Here is a 23,616-nt window from a genome sequence, read left to right on the forward strand (position 1 = left end):
ACCGCTCAATCGAAATAGCCACGCAGGGTGAAGGCATACCCGGTATCCACCGCCTTGGCCTCGCCCCGGTTCCAGCGTTTGGTCAACACGAACTCGAACGCCGGTTCGTACAACCCGTCCCTGATCAGCGCCCCCGCCAGCACCTCGACGTCATACCAGCCGTTTTCCAGCTCGATCATCGGCCGCCCCGGCACCTGGTAGCGGGCCAGCAGGTCACCCAGCGTCTTCGGGGTGAAGTGCTGCAGGATGCGCCAGGTGTACAGCATCAGCGCACGGTTCTCCACGTGCAGCACATAGCCGTTGCGCCGGTGCTTGAGACGGCTGCCGGGTTCGAGCAGGGCGGGTGGATGGCCATCGAGGGTGAACAGGATGTGATAGGGCAGGTTGTCGACGCCTGCCAGGGGTATCACCACGCCTTCGGCCACGGCCTTGTCGCCACTGTCGTTGCTGGTGAATTCACGAGCCAGGTCGTCGGACAGGTGATTTTCTTCTTTGAAACGATCGAGCAGCTGGATATCGCCCAGCAGGAAATAGTCGACCAGGTCGTTGAGCACTTCGCTGAATTCGTGGCGCATCTGTTTTCCTTGTTGTGGCGCACGGGATACAGCTGCAATGTAGCCAATGGCAGCACCGGCTGCCATGGGCGCCGCTCAGTGTTTCTGAGCGATCTGGATCAGGTTGCCGCAGGTGTCGTCGAACACCGCGACAGTGACCGGGCCCAAGTCGGTGGGCTCCTTGGTGAACCTCACGTTGGCCTTGCACAACCGGGCATACTCGGCCTGGATGTCGCGCACGCCGAAAGTGGCGGCTGCAATGCCGTCCTGTTTCAGCGCTTGCTTGTAGAGCTTGGCGGCGGGGTGCGCATCGGGCTCCAGCAGCAGCTCGACACCATTCGGGTCATTGGGTGAGGTCAGCGTCAGCCAGCGATGCTGGCCCATGGGGATGTCGTGCCTGGGCTCGAAGCCCAGTATGTAATGGTAGAAAGCCAAGGCCTTGGCCTGGTCGTCGACGAGGATGCTGGTGACAACGATCTTCATAGGCGTACACCGTACCTGCGGGTCGTTACCTACCAGTAAAGACGTTCTGGCCTGTTTCACCAGCCTTGAGCATTGAAGCGCCTCTACGCTGCGTCAAATTTGTAATACCTTTCGTTGATTTATGTAAGGCTGCTCCCTAACTGCGTCAAACCACTTTTCCCCCCTGCGTATGCAACTATCGTGTGGTTCCTTAACACGCGTAAGAGGAACAGACATGACGCTCAAATCCATGCTCGTTGCTACTGCCATCAGCATCCCGGCGATCACTCAAGCAGCCACTGCTGAGCCGATCAAGGTCCCTGTTGGCTCCCCTACCATGGTTCATCATTTGAAGTACGAGGTGATGTACAGCGAAAAGCCGTTCGAGCTGGCGAGCATCTACTACTACGACAATGGTATCTACAAGATCGTGTCGCCTGGCGAAGATCACTATGGTGTATACGTGATCGTGGGGCAGTCGACCGATTCGGTCTACAAGATCAGTTACCTGTCACTGCCCTCCGAAGATTGGGGCAGAAATGTCGCCAGGCATGATCTGACCTTCGACAATCAGAAGCAGGTCTTCACTCAGCAAGCCCTTGCTTACACGGACCAGAACATACCCCCGCAGCATGGCAGCTTCGTTCAGGCAGAAAACACGGCTAGCGATCATGCCAGTGTTAGCTGGCAACATCCCTGACGGCAGGTACGGGGCACTGACAGCTTGGTACCAATGTCCGGCCGGCGCTGGTAACACAAAAAGTATGTTCAAGCCTTAGGCAAATCCTTCATCACCCAGCAGCCCGCTGAACCAGGCCACAAGGTAAAGTGACAGGAAAATTCCAAGGCGCCCGCGAGCGGCGCCAACGAGGTGCCTGTGGCTTCCTACACCCTGCGACAACTCAAATACTTCGTCACCACCGTCGAGGCCGGCAGCGTCGCCGAGGCCTCGCGGCAGCTGTACATCGCCCAGCCGTCGATCTCCACGGCGATCAAGAGCCTGGAAGAAAGCTTTGGTGTGCAGCTGTTCATCCGCCACCACGCCCAGGGCGTCTCGCTGACGCCAAGTGGCAAGCGTTTCTACGCCAAGACCAAGTCGTTGTTGCAGATGGCTCACGAGTTCGAGCAGAACGCCCTGGCCGACAACGACACCGTGGCCGGTCAGATCGACATCGGTTGTTTCGAAACCGTGGCGCCGCTGTATCTGCCGCGGCTGATCGCCGGATTTCGCGAGCGCTATCCGGGCGTGGACATCCGCCTGCGCGACGGCGAGCAACAAGACCTGATCCAGGGCCTGACGGCGGGTACCTTCGACCTGGCGTTTCTGTATGACCACGACCTGGACGGCACCATTGAAGCCGAACCCTTGATGCCGCCACAGAAGCCATACGTGCTGCTGCCCGAGAAGCACCGCTTCGCCGGCCAGGCGCAGGTGTCGCTGCGCGACCTGTGCCCGGAGCCGATGATCCTGCTGGACGTGGCGCCTAGCCGGACCTACTTCGTCAGCCTGTTCAATGAAATGGGCCTGACGCCGAACATCGTCTTCAGTTCGCCGTCGATCGAGATGGTGCGCGGGATGGTGGGGCAGGGCTTCGGGTTTTCGCTGCTGGTGACCCGGCCGCATTCGGAATGCACTTATGACGGGCAAAAGCTGGTGACGATCGACATCGCCGAGCCGGTGGCGTTGTCGGGGCTGGCGGCTGCGCACCTGAAGCGGGTGCAGCTGACTAAACCCGCGCAGTTGTTCGTCGAGTTCTGCCGCGAAGAATTGGCCAGGTTCTGAATATCCGGGGCCGCGAAGCGGCCCCAGCTATCTCAAACGGATCACTGCTGATCCGGCACCACCGCAATCACGTCGATTTCCATCAGCCACTCGGCCTGAGCCAAGCCGGCGACCACCAGCCCGGTGGAAATCGGGAACACGCCCTTGAGCCATTTCCCCACTTCCTTGTACACCGGCTCGCGGAAGCGTGGGTCGGTGATGTAGGTGGTGGTCTTGACGATGTGCGACAGGTCGGAACCCGCCTCTTCGAGCAGCTGCTTGACGTTCTTCATCGCCTGCTCGGTCTGCGCCCGAGGGTCACCCAGGCCCACCAGCTTGCCTTCGAAGTCGGTACCGACCTGGCCGCGTACATAGATGGTGTTACCGGCCCGCACGGCCTGGCACAGGTCGTTATCCAGGGTCTGGTTGGGGTAGGTTTCCTTGGTGTTGAACATGCGGATGCGAGTATGGGTAGGCATCAGTGGGCTCCAAAGCTGCTGACATTGCTGATCGGGTTTGCTTGGCCATCCGCTTCGCGCTGCTCGCGGTCGCGGTAGGCCAGGTAGGTGCGCTGCGTGGCGATGTGGCCGGCGACGTGCTTGGCGTCATGCCACACGCCCCAGATGAACGACGAGCCGCGGCGCGACAGCCAGGGCAGGCCCAGGAAGTACACACCCGGCTCGCGGGCCACGCCGCGCTGGTGCTGGGGCTTGCCGTTGGCGTCGAAGGTGTCGACCTGCAACCAGCTGAAGTCGACGCCGTAGCCGGTGGCCCAGATGATGCTGGTGACGCCGGCCTGGGCCAGGTCCAGTTGCTGCAGCGGGTTGACCATGCATTGCGGGTCAGCCAGGCGCTTGCGTGCTTCAGGCTCTTGCGGCAGGTCCAGGCCGTTGCGCTCGATGTAGGCATCGGCGGCATCCAGCAGGGCCAGGTAGTTCTCGTCGCCGCGGTTGATGTTATCGACCAGGTTGTTCTGGAAGTGGGCCACGCCGTTTTCGAACGACTGGGTCAGGCCGACCAGGGTCATGCCTTGGTGAGCGAGGGCGCGGAAGTCCACGGTGTGGCCGCCACGGGCGCCGCTGACGGCGATGGTCACATGCTCGCGGCCCGGCTTGGCGATTTCCGCGTCCCATTCGCCGAGCACACCCAGCCACCAGCAGAAGTCGCGGTTGCGGTAGGATCGCGGCGGGCGGTCGTGGGCACCGACCGACAGGTATACCTGGCGCCCGGCACGCATCAGCTCTTCGGCAATCTGCACGCCGGAGGAACCAGCACCCACCACCAGCACGGCGCCGTCAGGCAGCTGCCCGGGGTTGTAGTAGGCGGCGGAGTGGATCTGGTGCAGGTTGGCATCTTTCGGGGCGATCGCCGGGATCACCGGTTTCTGGAACGGGCCAGTGGCGGCCACCACGCGGTTGGCGCGGATCACGCCTTCGTTGGTCTCGATGGTGAAGCCAGGGCGGTCGGCGTTGCGTACCACCTTCTTGACTTCGATGCCGGTGCGTACCGGCAGGTTGTATTTGCGTACGTACTGCTCGAAGTAGTCGGCGACCTGGTCCTTGCCGGCGAAGGCATCAGCGTCGAGGTTGAATTCCAGCCCCGGGAAGCGGTCGTGCCAGACCGGGCCGTTGGCTACCAGGGAATCCCAGCGGCCGGTGCGCCAGGCCTCGGCGATGCGCTTGCGTTCCAGCACCAGGTGCGGCACGCCAAGCTTGCTCAGGTGTTCACTCATGGCCACGCCGGCCTGGCCGGCGCCAACCACGAGGGTGTCGATTTCGATGTTGTTCAGTGTCATGTCCGAGCCCTTGTTAAGGCGGTTTTTGTCAGGTCGGTTTGGAGGACCGCCGTTGCCTGGGGCCAGACTAGGGATGCCTGGAAAATCGCGAAAATAGTATTTAGCTGGGGCTTGCCGATAAAACGGCGAAGGCCGCGTTTTGCCTGGGCTCGGCCAGGGGGCTGCGGGCTTTGCGAGCGGTGTTGGCCGGCCTTAGTTTTTTCCTGTTCAAGGCACAGGAAAATGTTGGTTTCGTGGCCCTGAAGGTTCCGCCCAGAATGCCGGGCATCGCACAGAACAACAGGAGCTCCACCATGACTTTCTCCATCATCGGTCGCTGCCAGGAAACCGGCCAGGTCGGTATCGCCATCAGTTCGTCGAGTATCGCCGTCGGCGCCCGCTGCCCATGGGTACGGGCAGGCGTTGGTGCCGTGTCCACCCAGAACATCACCTTGCCGGCCCTCGGCCCGCAAATCCTCGATGCCCTGGAGCAGGGACAGCTGCCGCCTGCCGCCGCACTGGACCGGGTGTTGAGCGCCAATGGCTGGAGCGAGTATCGCCAGGTCACGGTGATCGACAGCCAAGGCCAGGTGGCACTGTTCACCGGCAAGGAAGCGTTGGGCGTGCATGACGCTGTGGCCGGTGAACAGTGCGCGGCCGCTGGCAACCTGCTGTCTTCGCGCCAGGTGATCGATGCCATGGTGCAGGCCTTTGAACAGGCAGGCGGGCATCTGGCCGACCGCCTGTTGGCAGCGATGCATGCGGCGATGGCGGCGGGTGGTGAAGCCGGCCCGGTGCATTCGGCGGCGCTGAAGATTGCTGGCGAATTGACCTGGCCGCTGGTGGACCTGCGCGTGGACTGGGCCGATGAGGACCCGATCGGTGTGCTCGACGGCCTGTGGCAGGCGTACCGCCCACAGATGCAGGACTACGTCACCCGCGCCCTCGACCCGACCGCCGCCCCCAGCTACGGGGTGCCGGGCGATGAGTGAAGTCAGCAGCCGCGCCTTGCTGGAACGGCTGATCGGCTTTGCTACGGTCAGTCGCGACTCCAACCTCGAACTGATCGCGTTCATCCGTGACTACCTGGCCGGGCAGGGGGTGGCGTGCGAGCTGTTCCATAACCCGGAAGGCACCAAGGCCAACCTGTTCGCCAGCATCGGCCCCGCGGATGTCGGCGGTATCGTGTTATCCGGCCACACCGATGTGGTGCCGGTGGACGGCCAGGCCTGGACGCTGCCGGCCTTCGCCCTGACCGAGCGTGACGGGCGCCTGTACGGTCGTGGGACCGCTGACATGAAAGGTTTCATCGCCTCGGTGCTGGCGGCCGTGCCAAGGTTCCTGGCGCAGCCGCTGCGCATGCCGGTGCACCTGGCGTTTTCCTATGATGAGGAAGTCGGTTGCCTGGGCGTGCGCTCGATGCTGGCCGCACTGGGAAATCGCCCGATCAAGCCACGGCTGTGCCTGATCGGTGAGCCTACCGAGCTGAAGCCGGTGCTGGGCCACAAGGGCAAGTTGGCGATGCGCTGTGAGGTGCAGGGCGCGGCGTGTCACTCGGCGTACGCACCTTACGGGGTGAATGCCATCGAGTACGCTGCGAAGCTGATCGGCAAGCTGGGCGAAATCGGTGATGCCCTGGCGCTGCCGGCGCATCACGACGGGCGCTTCGACCCGCCGTTCTCCACGGTGCAGACAGGGGTGATCAAAGGGGGCAGGGCGCTGAACATTGTGCCGGAGGAGTGTGCGTTCGATTTCGAGGTGCGCGCGCTGCCGGGGTTTGAAGCACAGGCAGTGGCCGACCAGCTGCAGACCTACGCCGAGGCCGAGTTGCTGCCACGCATGCGCAAGGTCAACGCGGGCAGTGCAATCCGCCTGCAACCGTTGAGTGCGTATCCGGGGCTGGCCACGCCGCCCGACAGCGAGGCCGCGCGCTTGGTGGCATTGCTCAGTGGCTCGGAGGATTTCGGTACCGTGGCGTTCGGCACCGAGGGTGGGCTGTTCGACCAGGCGGGGATACCGACCGTGGTGTGTGGGCCGGGCAGCATGGACCAAGGGCACAAGGCGGATGAGTTCGTCAGTGTCGAACAGCTTGAGGGTTGTGATGCGATGTTGTTGAGGTTGGTGGATTATCTCAGGCAGGAATGACGGTATTGGCTTCTTCGCGGATAAATCCGCTCCTACAGTACGACGCATGGCCCGGGCCCCGTAGGAGCGGATTTATCCGCGAATGGGCCGCAGAGCGGCCCCGGCGATTCTAGAAGGTCGCCTTGACCTGCAGGCCAACTACCAGCGCATTGTCGATGTCTTTGCCCGAGAACGCCCCCGGCTCGATGATGTACTGCACATCCGGGCGCAGGTTCAGCCACGGCGTTGCCTGGTAGCCATAGCTCAGTTCGATCAGTTGCTCGGCGTTGTCGATATTGGGGAATTGCTGCCCGGCGTTGAATGCGGCGTCTTCCAGCACATCGCGGCTACGCGGATTCGGCACGGCGCGGCCATAGCCCAGGGCCAGGGTGTCGCGCGGGCGGCCTTCGAACGGCTTGTACAGCACCACACCGGCGCCATACCACTTGGTGAATGGCGAGGCGGCCTCGCTCGCTGCCGAATACTGGCCGAACGCGTGAAGGCTGCGCCCCGGCGAGCCGGCATCGTTCCACACCGCCTGGTCAACCAGCAGGTAGTGACCACCGCGACCGGACACTTCCTTGCTGCTGTCGACGCGCTTCACGTCGGAGCTGTCGTAGTAGTAGCCCAGCTTGTACTCACCCGGCAGTTCGCCCTGCAGCTTGTACACCAGCTCCACCGGCACCACGGTACCGGTGGTGTGCTTGGGCCCCAGGTGCCAGGCGCGGCTGGAGTTGCCGTTGCTTTCCGGGTCGACGTTGAACGCCGCAACGCGCAGCTGCCAGGACGGCGACAGGTCGTACTTCACGCGCACGCCGAGGTGGGCGTTGGGGTAGTTGGTCCAGCCGCTGCCACCGGACATGTTCAGCGGGTGGCCACAGAAGCCGGCGTTCATGAAGTTGCACAGGATGCCGCTGTCGAGGCCGCCGAGGTCGTTGCCCATGGCCATGTAGCCGAGCTTGACGTTGAGCGCCGGGGTGAACAGGGTGCGTTCGTAGCTCAGCTCGGTCAGGCGGGTGTACAGGCCCCCGTAGTTTTCCTGGATCGGCAAACGGTTGCCGACCAGGTCTTCCGAGGCGCTGTTGCCGCGGCGGTCGTTGATGGTCAGCTGGACCTTGCCGCCGTTTTCCAGGCCGTACAGTTTCGACAGGTCGAACTGTGCGCCGAGCTTGATGTTCTGCGAGTAGCGCGCCGAGCGGTGCAGGCCACCGTGGGCGTTGTAGGCGGTTTCACCGCTGTAGTCGCCGGTGAGCTTGACACCGTCTTCTTCGAGCTGGTGGCGCAGGCCGCCCCAGTCACCGGTCATGGTGCTGCGGTTGAGCAGGTCGCCGTCGGCCAGGGCTGCGGTGCTGGCCAGGGCCAGAAGCAGGGTTGGGGTGATGCGGATTGCGGATGGCATTGCTGTGTCTCGTGTTGTTTTTGGGGGGGCATTCGCGAACAAGCCCGCTCTCACCAGGATCAGCGCAGAACCTGTGGGAGCGGGCTTGCCCGCGAATGCAGCGACGCGGTCTTACGGCAGGGCGTAAGAAATCACGTAGTCGCCACGGTCAGTCGACTGGCGCGCACCGCCAGCGGTGATCACCACGTACTGCTTGCCGGTCTTCGGCGAAACGTAGGTCATCGGGCCACCCTGGCTGCCTACTGGCAGGCGGGCTTTCCAGATTTCGTTACCGTTGCTGCTGTCGTAGGCGCGCAGGTAGAAGTCCTGGGTCCCGGCGATGAACACCAGGCCGCCTTGGGTCGACAGGGTGCCGCCGAGGGTCGGCAGGCCGATCTTGATCGGCAGGTGCATGCGGATGCCCAGGGGGCCGGTGTCTTCCACGGTGCCGACCGGTACCTGCCAGGCGATCTGGCGGGTCTTCATGTCGATGGCGGTCAGGGTGCCGAACGGCGGCGCCTGGCACGGGATGCCGGCAACCGACAGGAAGCGGTTCTTGTTGACTGCGTATGGGGTGCCCTTGAGCGGTACGGCGCCCATGCCGGTGTTCAATGCTTCACCGCCGGAGGCTGCGTCACCCTTGTTCTGCGACGGGATCATCTGGATCCACAGGCCCAGGCGCATGTCGTTGACGAAGATGAAGCCGTGCACCGGGTCGGTGGACAGGCTGCCCCAGTTCATGCCGCCCAGCGAACCCGGGAAGCTCAGCGACAGGTCAGTACCCGGCGCGGTGTACAGGCCGTCGTAGCGCATCTTCTTGAAGTCGATACGGCACAGCAGCTGGTCGTACGGCGTGGCACCCCACATGTCCGACTCGGTCAGGGTCTGCGCGCCGATCTGCGGCATGCCTACCGATTTCGGCTGGGTCGGGGAATACGGCTCGTTGGGGATGTTGCTTGGCTTGACCGGTACCTCGTCGACCTGGGTCAGCGGTTTTCCGGTGGCGCGGTCGAGCACGTAGATTTGCCCGGCCTTGGTGCCGATCACCACCGCAGGCACGGATTTGCCGTCGTCCTTGGTGAAGTCGATCAGGCTCGGCTGCATCGGCAGGTCAAAGTCCCAGAGGTCGTTGTGCACGGTCTGGAATACCCACTTCTGGTTGCCGGTGGTGGCGTCCAGGGCCAGTACGGAAGCGCCGTAGGTGTGGTCCAGCTTGCTGCGCTCCACCCCGTAAATGTCAGTGGACGACGAGCCCATCGGCAGGAACACGGTGTTCATCGCCGGGTCGTAGGACATCGGCGCCCAGCTGTTCGGGGTGCTGCGCACATAGGTGCGGCCATCGGCCGGCGCCTTGCGGTCTTCCGGGTTGCCCGGGTCGAAGGCCCAGCGCATTTCCCCGGTGATAACGTCGAAACCGCGGATCACGCCGCCTGGCATGTCGGTCTGGACGTTGTCGGCGATACGGCCGCCAACCACCACGGTGGTACCGGCCATCAACGGTGCGGAGGACAGCTGGTAGTAGGAGTCCGGTACGTCACCCAGGCCGGCCTTCAGGTCGACCTGGCCGTTGTTGCCGAAGCCTTGGCAGAACTGGCCGTTGTCGGCGTCAACGGCGATCAGGCGGCCGTCGATGGTATTGGTCAGCAGGCGACGCTGGCAGTTGGCACCGGCCGGCACGCTACCGACAGGGATCGGCGAACTGTTCGGCTGGGTCGGCTGGGCGATCGCCGCGGTGGCGTCGAAGTAGGCCATGCCACGGCAACGCTGCCAGACCTTGGACTGAGCGTTGATCGCGTTCTTCCACAGCTCTTTGCCGGTGTCGGCATCGAGGGCGATCAGGTTGTTGTGCGGGGTGCAGATGAACACCTTGTTGCCGATCTGCAGCGGGGTCAGCTGGTCTTCGGCGCCGTTGCCGTCACTGATGGCGACGTCACCGGTGTGGTAGGTCCAGGCCACCTTGAGCTTGTTGACGTTGTCGCGGTTGATCTGGTCCAGCGCGGCGAAGCGGCTGCCCCCTTCGGTGTTGCCGTAGTGGGCCCAGTCCTTCTGCTCCTTGCCGGCCTCGACCGGGGTGATGCCCGGGCCTTTGCCGGTGGGGGCAACGCTTGGGTGGGCGACGAACATGTTGCCTGCGGCGATCACCAGCAGCACCGCCAGCACACCGGCGATGCCGTATGCACCACGGCCGGCGCTGGCGCCATTGGCGCGTGCGAGCATCGGGTAGACCAGCGCCACCACCATGCCGATTGCGCCGAACATGAACAGGCGCGAGAACAGTGGCCAGAACACCAGGCCGGCGTCGATCAGTGCCCAGACCACGGTACCGACCAGAAACGCCGCGTACAGCCAGGCGCCGGCCGGCTTGCGGCGAGCGATGAGAACACCGGCGATGGCCATGGCCAGGCCGCCGATCAGGAAGTACCAGGAACCGCCCAGGCCGGCGAGCTTGACGCCGCCAGCGGCCAGGAGCAGGCCGAGCAGGGCGACGATCACGCCCAAGCCGACCAGGATGATAGTTGTGGCGCCAGAGGCGCGCGGTGTTTCGTTCATGCCAGGGATCTCAGCAGGTGGAATGAGCGCAGTTTAAGCCCTTAGCTTGCTAATTAACAAGTTAGTACATAATTTAATGAGGCTGATTGTCGCAGGGGCAAACTTGCAAAGGTGTGGCTAAAAGTGTAGATCACGCGTTGAAAATTGCAGTAAACGTGGCGTTTAACCCGCCTGTAAATTTTCGAGGGCTGGACGTTTGCAACAGGCGATGGGGTATCTCAATGAGGTGGCCATGGCGTGTCGATACCATGAAACACGGCAAGCCAGACGGTCGGTTGCCCTCGGGCAGTCCATTCCACCCGATGCCGGCAATGCGCCGGAATGTCCAGGCAATCACCCGGCAGCAGCAAGCGGGAGTAGTTCTCGCACTCAAAGCGCAGCCCGGCTCTGCCGGTCAACAGCAGGATCCATTCGCTTTCGGCCTGGTCGTACCAGAAGCCGTGCGGGCTGGCCTGGCCGCAGGAGACGATGCGCTCGATGCGCAGCCCAGGGCGTTGCAGCAGTTCATCGACCCGCTCGGCTGCGGCAGGGTCGCAATGGGGCAGGGCATTGAGCAGGTTGGCAATGGGCATGGGATGTTCTCGCACTGACGGAGGTGCTTCCACTATGGACCTGATCGCTCTGTTGTGCGCTTCTTGACCCGCCTTGCCGATTGTAGGAGTGTTCCGAAATTCGAAAACTGGAGTAGCTATGGACAAGCTCCTGGCGATGAAGATGTTTACCGCAACAGTGGATGCCCAGGGCTTTTCTGCGGCTGCGCGCAGGCTCGGCGTCGCTACTTCGTCGGTGACGCGTCTGGTCGATGCTCTGGAGTCGGAGCTCGGCACGACCTTGCTCAACCGCTCCACACGCCAGGTCAGCCTGACCGAAGCGGGTGCACGTTACTACGCAAGGGCGAGGGACATCTTCGACGCGCTGGATGAGGCCGACGCCAGCGTCGCCGACCGAGGCGATGAGCCGGTCGGTGTGCTGCGCCTGTGCCTGCCGGTCGAGTTCGGCCGACGCGTGATCGCACCGCACCTTGGGCCATTTCTCGCCCGTCACCCGTCGCTGGAGCTGGACATCGACATGAGCGACCGGCTCGATGACCTGCTCGACGGCCGCTACGATCTGTCCATTCGCCTCGGCGACCCGTCGCCAAACGGCGAGCTGGTGTGCCGGCAACTTGGCCGCTTTCAGCGCTGGCTGGTGGCAAGCCCCGACTACCTGGCCAGTCGTGACGCGTTGCTGCACCCCGAGCAACTGCTGCAGCAGGCCTGCCTGCGTTTCCGCTACGGGCAGAAGGCGCGCGCCTGGCGCCTGCAGCGCGCCGACGAGGTGCTGGAACTGGAAGTGAGCGGGCCGCTGCGCAGTGCCAACGCCGACCTGTTGCGCGAAGCGGCGCTGGCTGGCAGCGGCATTGCCTTGCTGGCCGACTGGCTGGTGCGCGAGGACGTCGCTGCCGGGCGCCTGCAGCGGCTGTTTGCGGACTGGCAGGCGAGCCCCGGCACGGCCAACGACAGCATCAATGCCCTGTACTTGCCCAACCACCGCGGCTCACGGCGGGTCAACGCATTCATCGGCTTTTGCGAAGGCCTGCTCAAGCCCTGACCCCTACCGTTGCGCCTGGCGCAAAGCCTCGTTGCGCCGGGGCTGGATTCTCTCGCAGGCAAGCGCTCGGTAAGGTGCCTGGCATATTCCAACCCGATGCCGAGGTACCTCGCATGAATCCCTCCCTTGCTGCTGCCCAGCCAGCCCATGCCGGCCTGAGCCGTGCCCTGGTCGCGCTGCTGGCGTTCTGCTGCGGCGCAATCGTCGCCAATATCTATTACGCACAGCCCATCGTTGGGCTGATCGCCCCGGACCTGGGCCTGTCTACCGAGCGCGCCAGCCTGCTCGTGTCGTTGACCCAACTGGGCTACGCGCTGGGCCTTTTGTTGCTGGTGCCACTGGCCGACCTGGTGGAAAACCGCCGGTTGATGATCACCACTGCCGTGCTGGCCTGCGTCAGCCTGTTGCTGGCAGGGACCAGCAGCAGCGGGCAGGGGCAACTGTTCCTGATGTATGCCTTGCTGATCGGTTTCAGTTCGGTGGCTGTGCAGATGCTCATTCCGTTGGCCGCTCACCTTGCGCCTGAGCAAGAGCGCGGGCGGGTGGTCGGCAACATCATGGGTGGCCTGCTGCTGGGCATTTTGCTGGCACGGCCGTTGTCGAGCCTGGTCGCCGACCATTTTGGCTGGCGCACGGTGTTCATCGGCGCCGCTGGCCTGATGTTGGCAATCATCCTGTTGTTGGCGTTGACCCTGCCGCGCCGGGTACCTGAGCACAAGGCCAGTTATGCCGGGCTGATGTTGTCGCTGGTCGCCCTGTTGCGCCGATACCCGGTGCTGCGTCAGCGCTCGCTGTATCAGGCGTTGATGTTTGCGGCGTTCAGCCTCTACTGGACCGCAGTACCGTTGGCCCTGGCCAGTGAGCATGGCCTGTCCCAAAGCCAGATCGCCTTGTTCGCCCTGGTTGGCGCGGTCGGCGCCATCGCAGCACCGATGGCTGGGCGCCTGGCCGACGCTGGCCATGCCCGTGCCGGTTCGTTGCTGGCCCTGGTGCTGGCGCCCCTGGCGCTGATGCTGGGCTTGACCACACCCGGCTACAGCGTGATCGGCCTGGGGCTGACCGGGGTGCTGCTGGATTTTGCCGTGCAGATGAACATGGTCATCGGCCAGCGTGAGGTCTATGCCCTGGACCCGGCCAGCCGCGGGCGGCTGAATGCGCTGTACATGACCAGCATCTTCCTGGGCGGGGCAGTGGGCTCGGCGGTGGCCAGCGCGGTGTTTGCCCAGTACGGCTGGCACGGTGTGGCGCTGGTGGGGGCCGCTCTACCGGGCGTGGCGCTGGTGGTCTTCCTGTTGGCTTCGCGGCGATAAGCAATCACCGGCCCAGCGGCAAGGCCACACCAATCAACGCGAACAAGCTCCCGCAGCAGCGATTGAAGCCCTTGCCGCCCTTGGCCAGCCAGGGCCTGATACGAAACGCCAGGCGCGCCAGCAGGTATTCGACCACGCATTCCACGCTGGCAAAGGTAGCCGCCATGATCACGAACTGCAGCAACAGCCCACGCTTTGGGTCGATGAACTGCGGCAGGAAGGCACCGTAGAACAACAGTACCTTGGGATTGGCGAAAGCAGACAGCAGGCCTTGGCGGAACATCCCCAGGTTGCTCAGGCGCGCAGCGCGCTTGGTGATCTCCAGATGCAGGGCAGGGCTGCGCCAGAGCTGGATGCCCAGCCATACCAGGTAGGCTCCCCCCACCCATTTGAGTACGGTCAGCACCGAGGCCGACGTTTGCAGGAGCGCCGTCAGCCCGAACATCGCCAGGGCAATCAGTGCACTGAAGCCGAACACCCCGCCGACGATGGTGAACAGGGTGCGACGCGCGCCATACAGGGCACCGTGGGTCAGGGCGAGCAGGCTGTTCGGGCCGGGGGTCAGCGACAGGCCGATGCTCGCCAGCAGGTAGATGAACCAGGTATCCAGAGCCATGATGGGCGCCTCAGGTAGTCACGAGCAGCCAGTCTATGGGACGGCACTGCAAGTGCAGGGTATGATCTGGACATTCAATGGTGTTTTCTGGACGTGTTTCGAGTGACCCCTGATATCCGTCTGCTGATCCTGCCGTTGCCGGACTTCGCCCTGCTGCCGTTCGGTGCCTTTCTCGACAAGCTGCGCTTCAGCGCCGACGACGAGGACTACAGCCAGCAGCGCTACTGCTGTTGGACCCTGGCCAGCCTGACCGGCGGGCCCGTGCCGTCGAGCAGCGGTGCGGTGATGCAGGTGCAGGCCATTACCGAGCAGTTGCGGTGGAATGACTACGACTACCTGGTGCTGTTCGGCAGCCGCAATGCCGAAGCCACGGCCGCGCTGGCGCCGCGCTACAAGTCGCTGCTCAAGCGGGCGGCCAGAGCGGGGGTGAAACTGATCGCCATCGACAACGCCGCTTTCCTGCTGGCCGCCTGCGGCCTGCTGGACGGGCACAAGGTCGTGGTGCACTGGCGCCATGAGGCGGAGTTTCGGGCATCCTTCCCGCACCTGCAGGTGCTGCGCGAGCAGTTGTACTGCATCGACGGGGCGCGCATCACCTGTGCCGGCGGCACGGCAGCCCTCGACCTGGCGGTTGAATTGCTGGCGGGCGCCTGTGGGCGTGCCCGGGCGCTCAAGGGCCTGGCCGATATGCTGGTGGACGAATCGCGAGACAGCCGGCATGCCTTGCGTTCACTGGAGGCCGGCACCGGGCAGCGGCGCCAGGTGCAGCGTGCGCTGGCGCTGATGCGTCATCACCTGGGGGCACACGTGTCGATCGAACAGCTGGCTGCGGAGCTCGGCATCAGCCGGCGTCAGCTGGACCGCCAGTTCCAGGCCAGTCACGGCATGAGCGCCAAGGCCTGGTGGCTGGAAATGCGCCTGCAGCAGGCGCGCTGGCGATTGCTCAACTCCAGCCACAGCCTGGCGCAGATCGCCGATGAGGTCGGACTGGGTGATGCCAGCTACCTGGGCAAGTGTGTGCGGCGGCGGTTTGGCTGCACGGCGCTGGCGCTGCGCGCAAGTGCTGCGCGCACCGTGTAGGAGCGGCCTTGCCGGGGCGCCGGACCGGTCGGAAAGGGCTGCACCGCAGCCCCAGGATCTGCGCCATCATGCAAGATTGCTGGGGCCGCTTTGCGGCCGTTTCGCGACGCAAGGCCGCTCCAACAGGTTCATTGCGGCGTGCCGAACAGGCCGGTCCAGTAGATGCCGGCATCGCTCTTCGGGTCTACCGCATAGGCCGCGCCCATTTCGCGGAAGTCCGGGTTCATCAAAGTGGCGCAGTGGCCAGGGCTGTCGAGCCAGCCATCCACCACCTTCTGCGCGGTGTCGCGCCCGGCGGCGATGTCTTCGCCGATCTGCCGGTACAGGTAGCCGGCCAGCTCCGCCCGGTCACCGGGCGTACGCCCGTCCTTGTCGATATGGTCGAAGAAATTCTGGTTGGCCATGGCCCGCGTGTGGCTGGCAGCCACGCCTGCCAGCGCCGTGCTCCAGCTCAGCGCAGGCGCTGCAGCGAACGGCTGGCCACCGCATTGTCGGGGCGCCTTGCGTGCGGCATTGATGGCCTGCAGCACCTTTTGCCCCTCGGCTTGCCAATCGCCCAGGCGCCCGCTGAGCAAGGGCCGGGCGAGCACGATACGCCAGTCGCGGCCTTCCTGGCTGACGCCGATATCGACAAACTGCGGGTCGAGCACGACCTGGCAGAAGCTCTCTTCGATGGCGTGCATGGCCGCACGGGCATCGCGTGGGCCGGACAGGCTGATGGCCTGGACATTGACCATGGGGTAGGCGGCGCGGCTCATGGCCTGTTGCAGGTCGCGAGTGCCTTCCGGCGACAGTGCCAGACGGGTATCGCTGTTGAGCGGCGGCAGCTCCACCGACACCTCGTCACCGCAGCGCTGGGCCTGGCTGCGGTAGGCATTGATCGATTCGATCAGCTGCGCCTCTTCGCCGGTGGCGGCCATGGCCCCGGTCGACATGATCAGGCCCAGCGACAAGGCGGCAACGGATGACAGGACGCGCATGTGGATCTCCCTGTGGCTGGCAGCGTCTTGGTATGCGCTGCTCATCCTACACAAGCGCGAGGCTTTTGGCCCGGTCTCGTGCAAAGCAAAGAAAACGCCAGCAAAGACTTGCGGGCGGCAAAAGAGGGAGTAGACCGGATAACGCCAGAAAAGTGCGATTGCGTGTCAGCGGGCCAGCGCCTGGTTCGGTTTGTAGAACAGAAAGTGCCGGGTTTCGGCCGTCTTGCGATAGGCCTTGGCCCAGTCCGGGTGCACATTGCGGTCATGAAAATACAGCGCGCCTCCCGTCGAGTCCTTGAGCTGCTGGTTCAGGGCCTTGCGCGCAATCTCCTTGGCCACATCGTAGCGCTGCGCTTCCTCGACCTGGTCGGAACGCCCGTCACACCACCAGGAAAATTGGCAGGACTTGGTCTCCACGCCTTGCTTGACCACGCCGCAGATAGTGTCGGGAAACCCTTCTTGGCCCAAGCGGTTGAGCACCACGCTGGCCACTGCGCTCATGTCCTGGGCGTCGGCGCCCTTGGCTTCCCAGTAGAGGGTGCGGGCCAGGCAGGTGATGCTGTCGTCCAGCGGCGCCTGGCCTGCCGGGTCCACTGCCTGCACCTCGGCAGGGGTGATGGTTTCTGTCTTTTTGGGTGGCGGGGCATCATCCACCACCTTTTTCTCCAGCTTCTCTGCCTTGTCTTCGGCCACGGCGGCCTTGGCACTTTCCTCGGCATGCAAAGGGCTGGCGAGCAGGGGCAAAGTCAGGCAGATCACTGTCCAGTAGAGGCGCATGGTCGCGTATCCAAAGTGTGGGCTGATTCACAGTCTAGCCAAGCGGCTTCACTTCAGCGCCAGCATGAGCACCAATGGCAAGGTGACTGCGGCCAGCACGGTCTGCAAGGCGATGATGGTGGCCATCAGCGGTGCGTTGCCGCCCATCTGCCGCGCCATCACGTAAGACGACGAGGCTGTCGGCAAGGCCTGGAACAGCACGGCCACCACCGCCGCCTGGCCACCCAGCCCCAGCAGGCGGCACAGGCCCCAGGTGGTCAGCGGCATGACCAGGAACTTGAAGGCCGATGCTGCCAGCAGTGGCCGCGCCTGCTGGCCCAGGCTGGCACCACCCAGTGCCGCTCCCACGCACAGCAGGCCCAGGGGCAGGGCGGCCTGGCCCAGCGCCTTGACGGTGGGTTCCAGGCCCGCCGGCAGTCCCAGGCCGGTGACCCGCAGCAACAGGCCGCCGGCGCAGCCGACGATCAAAGGGTTGGCAAAGATGGCCCGCAACACCGTCGCCGGGGAGCTGTGGCGTGCGCTGAATCGGGCGAACACCAGCACGCAAAGCAGATTGACCAGGGGTACGATGGCGGCGTTGGCCACCGCCGCCAGGGCAATCCCGGCGCTGCCATAGAGGCCGGCGGCGAGGGTGGCACCGAAGTAGTTGTTGAAGCGCACGCCGCCCTGGAACACCGAGGTGAAGTCAGCGCCCTCGTGGTTGACCGCACCTTGGTAGAGCACCAGCAGCGCGGCCCCCAGCAGGGTCGAAAGCATCAGTACGCCGACCATGCCCAGCACCGGCACGCCATCGAGATTGGCCGTGGCCAGGCCATGCAGGAACAATGACGGCAGCAGCACGAAATAGCTCAGGCGTTCAGCGCCCGGCCAGAACGACTCGCCAAGAAAGCCGCGGATACGCAGGAAGGTGCCCAGGGCAATCAGCAAAATGATGGGCACCAGGGTGGTCAGCAGCAGGTGGAGCATGGGGGGATGTCCGTGGTCGGGTACGAGCACAGGTTAGCGTGGTCGATCGATTGGGAAAAACGTTGATTTCTGCAGTGACCGTTGAGAAAAACTGTACGTTCAGGCGTCCATGGCAGCCCTCAACACGGCAGTCAGGTGCCGCCGCTGACTCTTCTGGTGTTCCAGCAACACCACCCGCCGCACCAGCTGCGGCTCGCCAAAGGGCAGGCAGGTGGCCGCCGGCAAGCGTTGCAGGTCGTCATCGGCCATGGGAATGATCGCCACCCCCAGCCCCATCACCGCCATGCGCGCCAGTGCCTCCTGACTGTCCAGTTCCATTTGTTCGCTGACCTGCAAATGCTGGCGGCGAAGCTCCTGCTCGATCTGCCGCCCGGCCCAGGCACGCTTGTCGAAGCGCAGGAACGGCTGGCTGGCCAACAGCTGTGGCAGGCTCTGGCCGGCCAGGTCGGGGCTGGCGATCGCCCAAAAACGGTCTTCGAACAGGGGCGTGAAAACCAGGCTCTGCGGGTAGGGGCTGACCGGTTCCGTGGTGATCGCTGCATCCAGCTCGCCGTCTTCGACGCGCCGGGCAAGTTCCGCCGACATCCCTGAGTTGACGCTGATGTGCAGTTCCGGGTGGTGCGCCTTGATCCAGACCAGGGCCTTGGGCAGGCGTCGCGCCAGGACCGTGTGGATCGCCCCCAGGCGCAGCCGGCCACGCAGGCTTGGGCCGTTGGCCAAGGTGTCGGCCAGTTCGTCGTAGGCGCCGAGGATGTGTTCGGCCCGGGCAACGGCCAGTTGCCCGGCCTCGGTCAATACCACCTGGCGGCGGCTGCGGTCGAACAGTGCGACCTTGAGTTCGTCCTCAAGGGTCTTGATGTGCAGGCTCACGGCCGAAGGGGTGAGGCTGAGCAGGTCGGCGGCACGGGCGAAGGTGCCGTGGCGGGCGATGGCAACCAGGGTGCGCAAGGCTTTGAGGGACACGCGAACGGGCTCCGGGCGGCTAGGGAAGTGTTTCAGTCTGTGGCTGAACGGAATGGCTGGCAAGCTGCGCAGTCCCACTCGTGACGCGGGAAAGAAACCCGCCTGACCCCAACCATGGAGAAAGTACATGAAAGCAGTCATCTTCACCGCCTTGCTGGCCTCGGCCGGTCTCGCCCAGGCCGCGCAAACGGTGGAATTGAAGCTGGCCGGGACGGATGGCCCGGGCAAGTCGGTCGGGACCATCAGCATCGAGCAGAACCAGTACGGCACCGTGCTCACCCCGGATCTCAAGGACCTGCCGCCGGGTGTACACGGTTTCCACCTGCATCAGAAGGGTTCATGCGCAGCGGCAGAGGAAAACGGCAAAGCGGTGCCAGCGGGTGCGGCAGGCGGGCACTGGGACCCTGACGCCACCAACGCCCACAAGGGTCCTTATGACGACAGCGGTCACCGGGGTGACCTGCCGGCGCTGTATGTCGGTGCCGACGGCAAGGCCACCTACCCGGTGTTGGCGCCACGCCTGAAAGCCGCAGATTTCAAAGGTCATGCGTTGATGGTGCATGCAGGTGGCGATAACCACAGCGACCATCCCGAGAAGCTGGGCGGTGGCGGTGCCCGCGTGGCCTGCGGGGTGGTTCAGTAAGCCAGGAGCCGCTCAGGGCTGGCGTTCGGCTACCGCACGCAATGTACGCAGCGTCACCACCGGAGCGTCTACCACAAACCGGTTGGCCAACCAGCCCGGTACGTCCCCGGCCGGGTCTGCCTGCAACTGGTAGGTCACCTCGGTTTCCCGTTCGCCAAGCGGCTTCATGATCCATTCGCCCGACAGGTGCTGCACGCGGATCAACCCCGGCTCTTCTGGCAGGCGGTTCGGTTCGGCGCTCAGGTGGCGCACCAGCGCGCCGTCATCCAGGCGTTCGGTGCGGACCTTGAGAATGATGTCGCGCGGCAGGGTCGGCCATGGCAGGTTGGTGGTCAGGTAGACCCAGGTCGTGTCGCCTTCCACCTGCAGCAGGCGCATCTGCTCGCAGGCATACAGCCACTTGCAGGCCACCCGCAGGTTTTCCTGAAGGTCGGTGAGCGTGCGCACACTGGCTTTCATGGTACTGACGCCGCGAAACTGCTGGTAGGGCGAATCAGCTGCCGCGGCCAGGTAAACGCGGATACCTTCGCGGTCGTAGGCGATCTTCCAGTCGTCAGCCGCCAGGCTGGCAATGGAGACAAGCAGCAGGGCAAGCATCAGGCAGCGGTTCATGGCGTGTACCGCGCTAGGGCAGGGCTAGTCAGTATGCGCGGCAAACGGAAAGCCCGCCAGGTGGCGGGCTTTCGGCATCAGCCTGAACTCAACGCTGTGGGTTGAGGGTCAGGTGCACGTGACGGTTGACGTCCTTGTACAGCAGGTAGCTGAACTTGCCTGGGCCGCCGGCGTAGCAGGCCTGCGGGCAGAAGGCGCGCAGCCACATGAAGTCACCGGCTTCCACTTCGACCCAGTCCTGGTTCAGGCGGTATACCGCCTTGCCTTCCAGTACGTACAGGCCGTGCTCCATGACGTGGGTTTCAGCGAACGGGATCACCCCGCCAGGCTGGAAGGTGACGATGTTGACGTGCATGTCGTGGCGCATGTCGGCCATGTCGACGAAGCGGGTGGTGACCCAGCGGCCTTCGGTACCCGGCATTTCGATGACGGTGGCGTTGTCGCGGTGGGTGACGAACGACTCCGGCACGGCCAGGCCTTCGACTTTCTGGTAGTGCTTGCGCAGCCAGTGGAAGGTGACGTTGGCCTTGCTGTTGTTGCGCAGGCTCCACTCGGCGCCAGGGGCGAGGAACGCATAGCCGCCTGGGGTCAGGGTGTGGTGCTTGCCTTCGACGGTGATGTCCAGCTCGCCTTCGACGATGAACACCACGGCTTCGGCGTTCGGGTCCAGCTCAGGGCGCTCGCTGCCGCCTTCCGGGGCTACTTCGACGATGTACTGCGAGAAGGTTTCGGCGAAACCGGTCAGCGGGCGGGCGATGACCCACATGCGCATCTTGTCCCAGAACGGCAGGTGGCTGGTGACGATGTCACGCATCACGCCTTTAGGGATGACGGCATAGGCTTCGGTGAACATGGCACGGTCAGTCAGCAGCTCGGTCTGAGCTGGGTGCCCACCGTGGGGGGCGAAGTAGGAGTGGTTCGACATGAGCAGTCTCGACTTGTTGTTCTCTCCCCGTGCCTTGGACCACACCGGCCGGTGCGTGCAGGGGATGTGCGGACAGCATAGGGGGCAGCCCGCATCATCCACAAATTAAATGTTGAAATACTCGACATTCAGTTACTGAATGCGAACCTGGCGTCCGGCGTGCCCACCGGGCAGCCGGTCGCCGTGGCCGAACAACTTGTGGCGCAAGGTGCCGTCGGTGTAGTTCAGCGGGTAGCGGCCACGACGCTGCAGCTCCGGCACCAGCAGATCGACGACATTGGCCAGGTCGTCCGGTTGCACGGCGTAGGTGAGGTTGAAACCGTCGATGCCGGTCTGGTCGAGCCAGTGTTCCAGCTGGTCGGCAATTTCGCCGGGCGAACCGACCAGTACCGGGCCACGCCCGCCCAGGCCGACGAATTCGGCGGCTTCGCGCACGCTCCAGCGGCGGTTCGGGTCGGCGGCGGTGAACGCCGCCAGGGCCGCACGGCCAGCATCGTTTTCCACGTATTCGATGGGCGCATCCGGGTCTAGGCCGGCGAAATCGATGCCGGTCCAGCCCGAAAGCAGGACAAGGGCGGCGTCCAGGTCGACGTAGCGGCGGTATTCGGCAAAGCGCGCCTGGGCCTCTTGCGAGGTCGGCGCGACGATCAGCAGCGCCTGGGCATAGATCAGCACCTCGTCCCGCCCACGCCCGGCCACCTCGCTGGCCTGGCGGATGCCGTCGGCGTAGCGGCGCAGCACGGCGGGCGTCGGGCCGCTGATGAACACGCACTCGGCATGCCGGGCGGCGAACTGCTGGCCACGCGCCGAGGCGCCGGCCTGGAACAATACCGGGGTGCGCTGGGGCGAAGGCTGGCACAGGTGCATGCCGGGCACCTGGAAGTGTTCGCCAGCGTGGTTGATGGCGTGCACCTTCGACGGTTCGATGTAGCGTCCGGCTTCGCGATCCTGTTTTACGGCATCGTCTTCCCAGCTTTTCTCCCAGAGTTTGTACAGCACCTCCAGGTACTCCTCGGCCAGATCGTAGCGCTGGTCATGGCCCAGCTGCCGGGCCAGGCCCAGGTTGCGCGCAGCGCTGTCGAGGTAGCCGGTGACGATGTTCCAGCCGACCCGGCCATTGCTCAAATGGTCGAGCGTGGACATACGCCGGGCAAAGGGATAAGGGTGTTCATACGTCAGCGAAAAGGTGACGCCGAACCCCAGGTGCTCGGTGACCCCGGCCATGGCCGGCACCAGCAACAGCGGGTCGTTTACCGGCACTTGCACGCCACCGCGCAGGGCGGCTTGCGGGCCACCCTGGTAGACGTCGTAGATGCCCAGAACGTCAGCGATGAACAGCGCATCGAACAACCCGCGCTCCAGCAGGCGCGCGAGGTCGGTCCAGTAGCCCAGGCGGTTGAACGCCACGCTGGTGTTGCGCGGGTGACGCCACAGCCCCGGGGACTGGTGGCTGGCGGCGTTCATGCTGAAAGCGTTTAAGCGGATGTGGCGGGGCATTGCCTTCACTCCCTGGTCACGGCAATACGGAAGCCGGGTAGATCGCATCGGCCACCTGCAGCTTGTGCGGGATCAGGCCCAGACCCTGGAAGGTATCGGCCAGTTTCTGCTGCTCGGCGATGATCTGCGGGGTGATGGCCACGGCGTTATAGTTGCGCCGCTCGCTGGCCACCTCCAGCACATTGGCGCTGATGCCCAATTGCGGTGCCAGCAGTGCGGCCACTTCGGCGGGCTTGGCGTTGGCCCACTGGCTGACCTTGCCCAGCTCGCTGAAGAAGGTTTTCAGCAGCGCGCGGTGCTGGTCGGCGAAGGTGGCGGTAGACAGATAGAAGGTGCGGTTGTTGGTCAGGCCGCTGCCGTCGCGCAGGTTTTTCAGGCCTGGCTGGCTTTCGGCCGCAGCGAGGAAAGGGTCCCACAGGGTAACGGCTTGCACGCTGCCCGATTGCAGGGCGGCGACGGCATCGGCGGCGTTGTTGACATAGGCTGGGGTGATGTCCTGATAGCTCAGGCCGGCCTGTTCCAGGGCCACCGCCAGCAGGTATTGGGCGTTCCAGCCGCGGCCGGTGGCCACGCGCTTGCCTTTGAGGTCCTGCACTGCGGTGAGATGATCCTGTTCTCGCACCACCAGGCCGATGCCACGCGGGTAGGGTTGTTCGGCGGCCAGGTAGACCACCGGCTTGCCGGCAGCCTGGGCGAATACCGATGGCGCGTCGGCCGCGTGGCCCAAGTCGATGGCGCCGGTGCTCAGCGCTTCGAGCAGTTGCGGGCCGGCGGCGAATTCGTGCCAGCTGACCTTCACGCCTTGGGGGGCCAGGGCCTTTTCCAACGCACCGCTGCCTTTGAGGATGTTGATGCTGTTGAATTTCTGATAACCGATACGCAGGGTCTTGGTGTCTTCGGCGAAGGCGCTGGACCACGGCAGCAGGCTGCTGGCCACAGTCGCCAGGAGGCCGCCGACGAGCAGGCGGCGCAAGGGGGAGAAAGGCATGGTCGACGCTCCTTGAGCAGGGTGGGAAACGGTGTACCCAGCCTAAGGAGGACGCGTTTGGCTTT

23 protein-coding genes and 1 pseudogene are annotated in these 23,616 nt (G+C 64.4%); 8 read left to right on the forward strand and 16 right to left on the reverse strand.

Translation table 11 applies throughout. From position 1 onward, the window contains the following. Positions 1 to 5 precede the first annotated feature (5 nt). Together CQW31_RS02145 and CQW31_RS02150 are read right to left on the reverse strand one after the other, a co-directional pair. A complete protein-coding gene (locus tag CQW31_RS02145; protein WP_054887696.1) occupies positions 6 to 575 on the reverse strand; it encodes a hypothetical protein in 570 nt (189 codons plus the stop codon). Between the two features lie 75 nt (positions 576 to 650). Continuing rightward, positions 651 to 1,037, reverse strand: a complete 387-nt coding sequence (locus CQW31_RS02150) for a VOC family protein (RefSeq protein WP_099813608.1) — start codon at positions 1,035 to 1,037, stop codon at positions 651 to 653. Positions 1,038 to 1,251: 214 nt separating this feature from the next. On the opposite strand from CQW31_RS02150, the gene CQW31_RS02155 reads away from it, so the two are divergent. Together CQW31_RS02155 and CQW31_RS02160 are read left to right on the forward strand one after the other, a co-directional pair. After that, positions 1,252 to 1,716: a hypothetical protein gene (locus CQW31_RS02155; protein WP_054887694.1), complete on the forward strand. Its 465-nt coding sequence runs from the start codon at positions 1,252 to 1,254 to the stop codon at positions 1,714 to 1,716. Between the two features lie 177 nt (positions 1,717 to 1,893). Continuing rightward, positions 1,894 to 2,799 carry a LysR family transcriptional regulator gene (locus tag CQW31_RS02160; RefSeq protein WP_054887693.1) on the forward strand — a complete coding sequence of 302 codons (906 nt, stop codon included), beginning with the start codon at positions 1,894 to 1,896 and terminating at the stop codon, positions 2,797 to 2,799. A 41-nt stretch (positions 2,800 to 2,840) separates the two neighbouring features. Here the strand turns inward: CQW31_RS02160 and CQW31_RS02165 are convergent, their stop codons facing one another. Then, positions 2,841 to 3,257 (reverse strand): RidA family protein, encoded by a 417-nt coding sequence (locus CQW31_RS02165; protein ID WP_014590706.1) that lies wholly within the window; start codon positions 3,255 to 3,257, stop codon positions 2,841 to 2,843. After that, a pseudogene (locus tag CQW31_RS02170) lies at positions 3,257 to 4,659 on the reverse strand (flavin-containing monooxygenase). Before CQW31_RS02170 ends, CQW31_RS02165 begins: the two are co-directional and overlap by 1 nt. A 207-nt stretch (positions 4,660 to 4,866) precedes the next feature. Between CQW31_RS02170 and CQW31_RS02180 the strand changes: the two are divergent. Next, complete coding sequence (locus CQW31_RS02180; protein WP_054887690.1) at positions 4,867 to 5,544, forward strand: DUF1028 domain-containing protein; 678 nt, start codon at positions 4,867 to 4,869, stop codon at positions 5,542 to 5,544. Further along, positions 5,537 to 6,697: an acetylornithine deacetylase gene (gene argE / locus CQW31_RS02185; RefSeq protein WP_099813611.1), complete on the forward strand. Its 1,161-nt coding sequence runs from the start codon at positions 5,537 to 5,539 to the stop codon at positions 6,695 to 6,697. Before CQW31_RS02180 ends, argE begins: the two co-directional genes overlap by 8 nt. 109 nt (positions 6,698 to 6,806) lie before the next feature. Here argE and CQW31_RS02190 read toward each other — a convergent pair whose 3' ends face one another. From CQW31_RS02190 to CQW31_RS02200, 3 genes are all read right to left on the reverse strand, one after another. After that, positions 6,807 to 8,075, reverse strand: coding sequence for a carbohydrate porin (locus tag CQW31_RS02190; RefSeq protein ID WP_099813612.1), 1,269 nt, complete (start codon positions 8,073 to 8,075; stop codon positions 6,807 to 6,809). 111 nt (positions 8,076 to 8,186) lie between these two features. Continuing rightward, positions 8,187 to 10,604: a glucose/quinate/shikimate family membrane-bound PQQ-dependent dehydrogenase gene (locus tag CQW31_RS02195; protein WP_054887687.1), complete on the reverse strand. Its 2,418-nt coding sequence runs from the start codon at positions 10,602 to 10,604 to the stop codon at positions 8,187 to 8,189. 218 nt (positions 10,605 to 10,822) lie between these two features. Beyond that, positions 10,823 to 11,176, reverse strand: coding sequence for a hypothetical protein (locus CQW31_RS02200; RefSeq protein ID WP_054887686.1), 354 nt, complete (start codon positions 11,174 to 11,176; stop codon positions 10,823 to 10,825). A 118-nt stretch (positions 11,177 to 11,294) separates the two neighbouring features. On the opposite strand from CQW31_RS02200, the gene CQW31_RS02205 reads away from it, so the two are divergent. After that, complete coding sequence (locus CQW31_RS02205) at positions 11,295 to 12,194, forward strand: LysR family transcriptional regulator (protein ID WP_099813613.1); 900 nt, start codon at positions 11,295 to 11,297, stop codon at positions 12,192 to 12,194. Positions 12,195 to 12,307: 113 nt separating this feature from the next. Beyond that, positions 12,308 to 13,504 carry an MFS transporter gene (locus CQW31_RS02210; RefSeq protein ID WP_099813614.1) on the forward strand — a complete coding sequence of 399 codons (1,197 nt, stop codon included), beginning with the start codon at positions 12,308 to 12,310 and terminating at the stop codon, positions 13,502 to 13,504. A 4-nt stretch (positions 13,505 to 13,508) separates the two neighbouring features. Here CQW31_RS02210 and CQW31_RS02215 read toward each other — a convergent pair whose 3' ends face one another. Then, complete coding sequence (locus CQW31_RS02215; protein WP_099813615.1) at positions 13,509 to 14,120, reverse strand: LysE family translocator; 612 nt, start codon at positions 14,118 to 14,120, stop codon at positions 13,509 to 13,511. A 102-nt stretch (positions 14,121 to 14,222) separates the two neighbouring features. On the opposite strand from CQW31_RS02215, the gene CQW31_RS02220 reads away from it, so the two are divergent. After that, positions 14,223 to 15,200 carry a GlxA family transcriptional regulator gene (locus CQW31_RS02220; RefSeq protein ID WP_099813616.1) on the forward strand — a complete coding sequence of 326 codons (978 nt, stop codon included), beginning with the start codon at positions 14,223 to 14,225 and terminating at the stop codon, positions 15,198 to 15,200. 128 nt (positions 15,201 to 15,328) lie between these two features. On the opposite strand, the gene CQW31_RS02225 is transcribed toward CQW31_RS02220, so the two are convergent. The 4 genes from CQW31_RS02225 to CQW31_RS02240 all read right to left on the reverse strand — a co-directional run bounded on the left by CQW31_RS02225 (position 15,329) and on the right by CQW31_RS02240 (position 18,886). After that, positions 15,329 to 16,180, reverse strand: coding sequence for a CAP domain-containing protein (locus CQW31_RS02225; RefSeq protein WP_054887682.1), 852 nt, complete (start codon positions 16,178 to 16,180; stop codon positions 15,329 to 15,331). Between the two features lie 165 nt (positions 16,181 to 16,345). Further along, positions 16,346 to 16,957, reverse strand: coding sequence for a cell wall hydrolase (locus CQW31_RS02230; RefSeq protein WP_099813617.1), 612 nt, complete (start codon positions 16,955 to 16,957; stop codon positions 16,346 to 16,348). Between the two features lie 48 nt (positions 16,958 to 17,005). Next, a complete protein-coding gene (locus CQW31_RS02235; RefSeq protein WP_099813618.1) occupies positions 17,006 to 17,923 on the reverse strand; it encodes an AEC family transporter in 918 nt (305 codons plus the stop codon). A 99-nt stretch (positions 17,924 to 18,022) separates the two neighbouring features. Further along, complete coding sequence (locus tag CQW31_RS02240; RefSeq protein ID WP_099813619.1) at positions 18,023 to 18,886, reverse strand: LysR family transcriptional regulator; 864 nt, start codon at positions 18,884 to 18,886, stop codon at positions 18,023 to 18,025. Positions 18,887 to 19,013: 127 nt separating this feature from the next. Here CQW31_RS02240 and sodC point away from each other — a divergent pair, with 127 nt between their 5' ends. Next, the gene (gene sodC, locus CQW31_RS02245) at positions 19,014 to 19,529 is read left to right on the forward strand and encodes a superoxide dismutase family protein (RefSeq protein ID WP_054887679.1); all 516 of its coding nucleotides are present in this window, start codon (positions 19,014 to 19,016) and stop codon (positions 19,527 to 19,529) included. A gap of 12 nt (positions 19,530 to 19,541) precedes the next feature. On the opposite strand, the gene CQW31_RS02250 is transcribed toward sodC, so the two are convergent. The 4 genes from CQW31_RS02250 to CQW31_RS02265 all read right to left on the reverse strand — a co-directional run bounded on the left by CQW31_RS02250 (position 19,542) and on the right by CQW31_RS02265 (position 23,551). Beyond that, positions 19,542 to 20,141, reverse strand: coding sequence for an START domain-containing protein (locus tag CQW31_RS02250; RefSeq protein ID WP_054887678.1), 600 nt, complete (start codon positions 20,139 to 20,141; stop codon positions 19,542 to 19,544). A gap of 88 nt (positions 20,142 to 20,229) precedes the next feature. Beyond that, a complete protein-coding gene (locus CQW31_RS02255; RefSeq protein WP_027918838.1) occupies positions 20,230 to 21,066 on the reverse strand; it encodes a bifunctional allantoicase/(S)-ureidoglycine aminohydrolase in 837 nt (278 codons plus the stop codon). A 132-nt stretch (positions 21,067 to 21,198) separates the two neighbouring features. After that, positions 21,199 to 22,563, reverse strand: a complete 1,365-nt coding sequence (locus tag CQW31_RS02260) for an LLM class flavin-dependent oxidoreductase (protein WP_099813620.1) — start codon at positions 22,561 to 22,563, stop codon at positions 21,199 to 21,201. Between the two features lie 16 nt (positions 22,564 to 22,579). After that, entirely contained in the window at positions 22,580 to 23,551 is a 972-nt protein-coding gene (locus tag CQW31_RS02265; RefSeq protein WP_099813621.1) for an aliphatic sulfonate ABC transporter substrate-binding protein, read from the reverse strand. Positions 23,552 to 23,616: the final 65 nt, after the last annotated feature.

The sequence above is a fragment of the Pseudomonas sp. 382 genome, from assembly GCF_002759075.1.
GTDB classification, from domain to species: domain Bacteria; phylum Pseudomonadota; class Gammaproteobacteria; order Pseudomonadales; family Pseudomonadaceae; genus Aquipseudomonas; species Aquipseudomonas vlassakiae.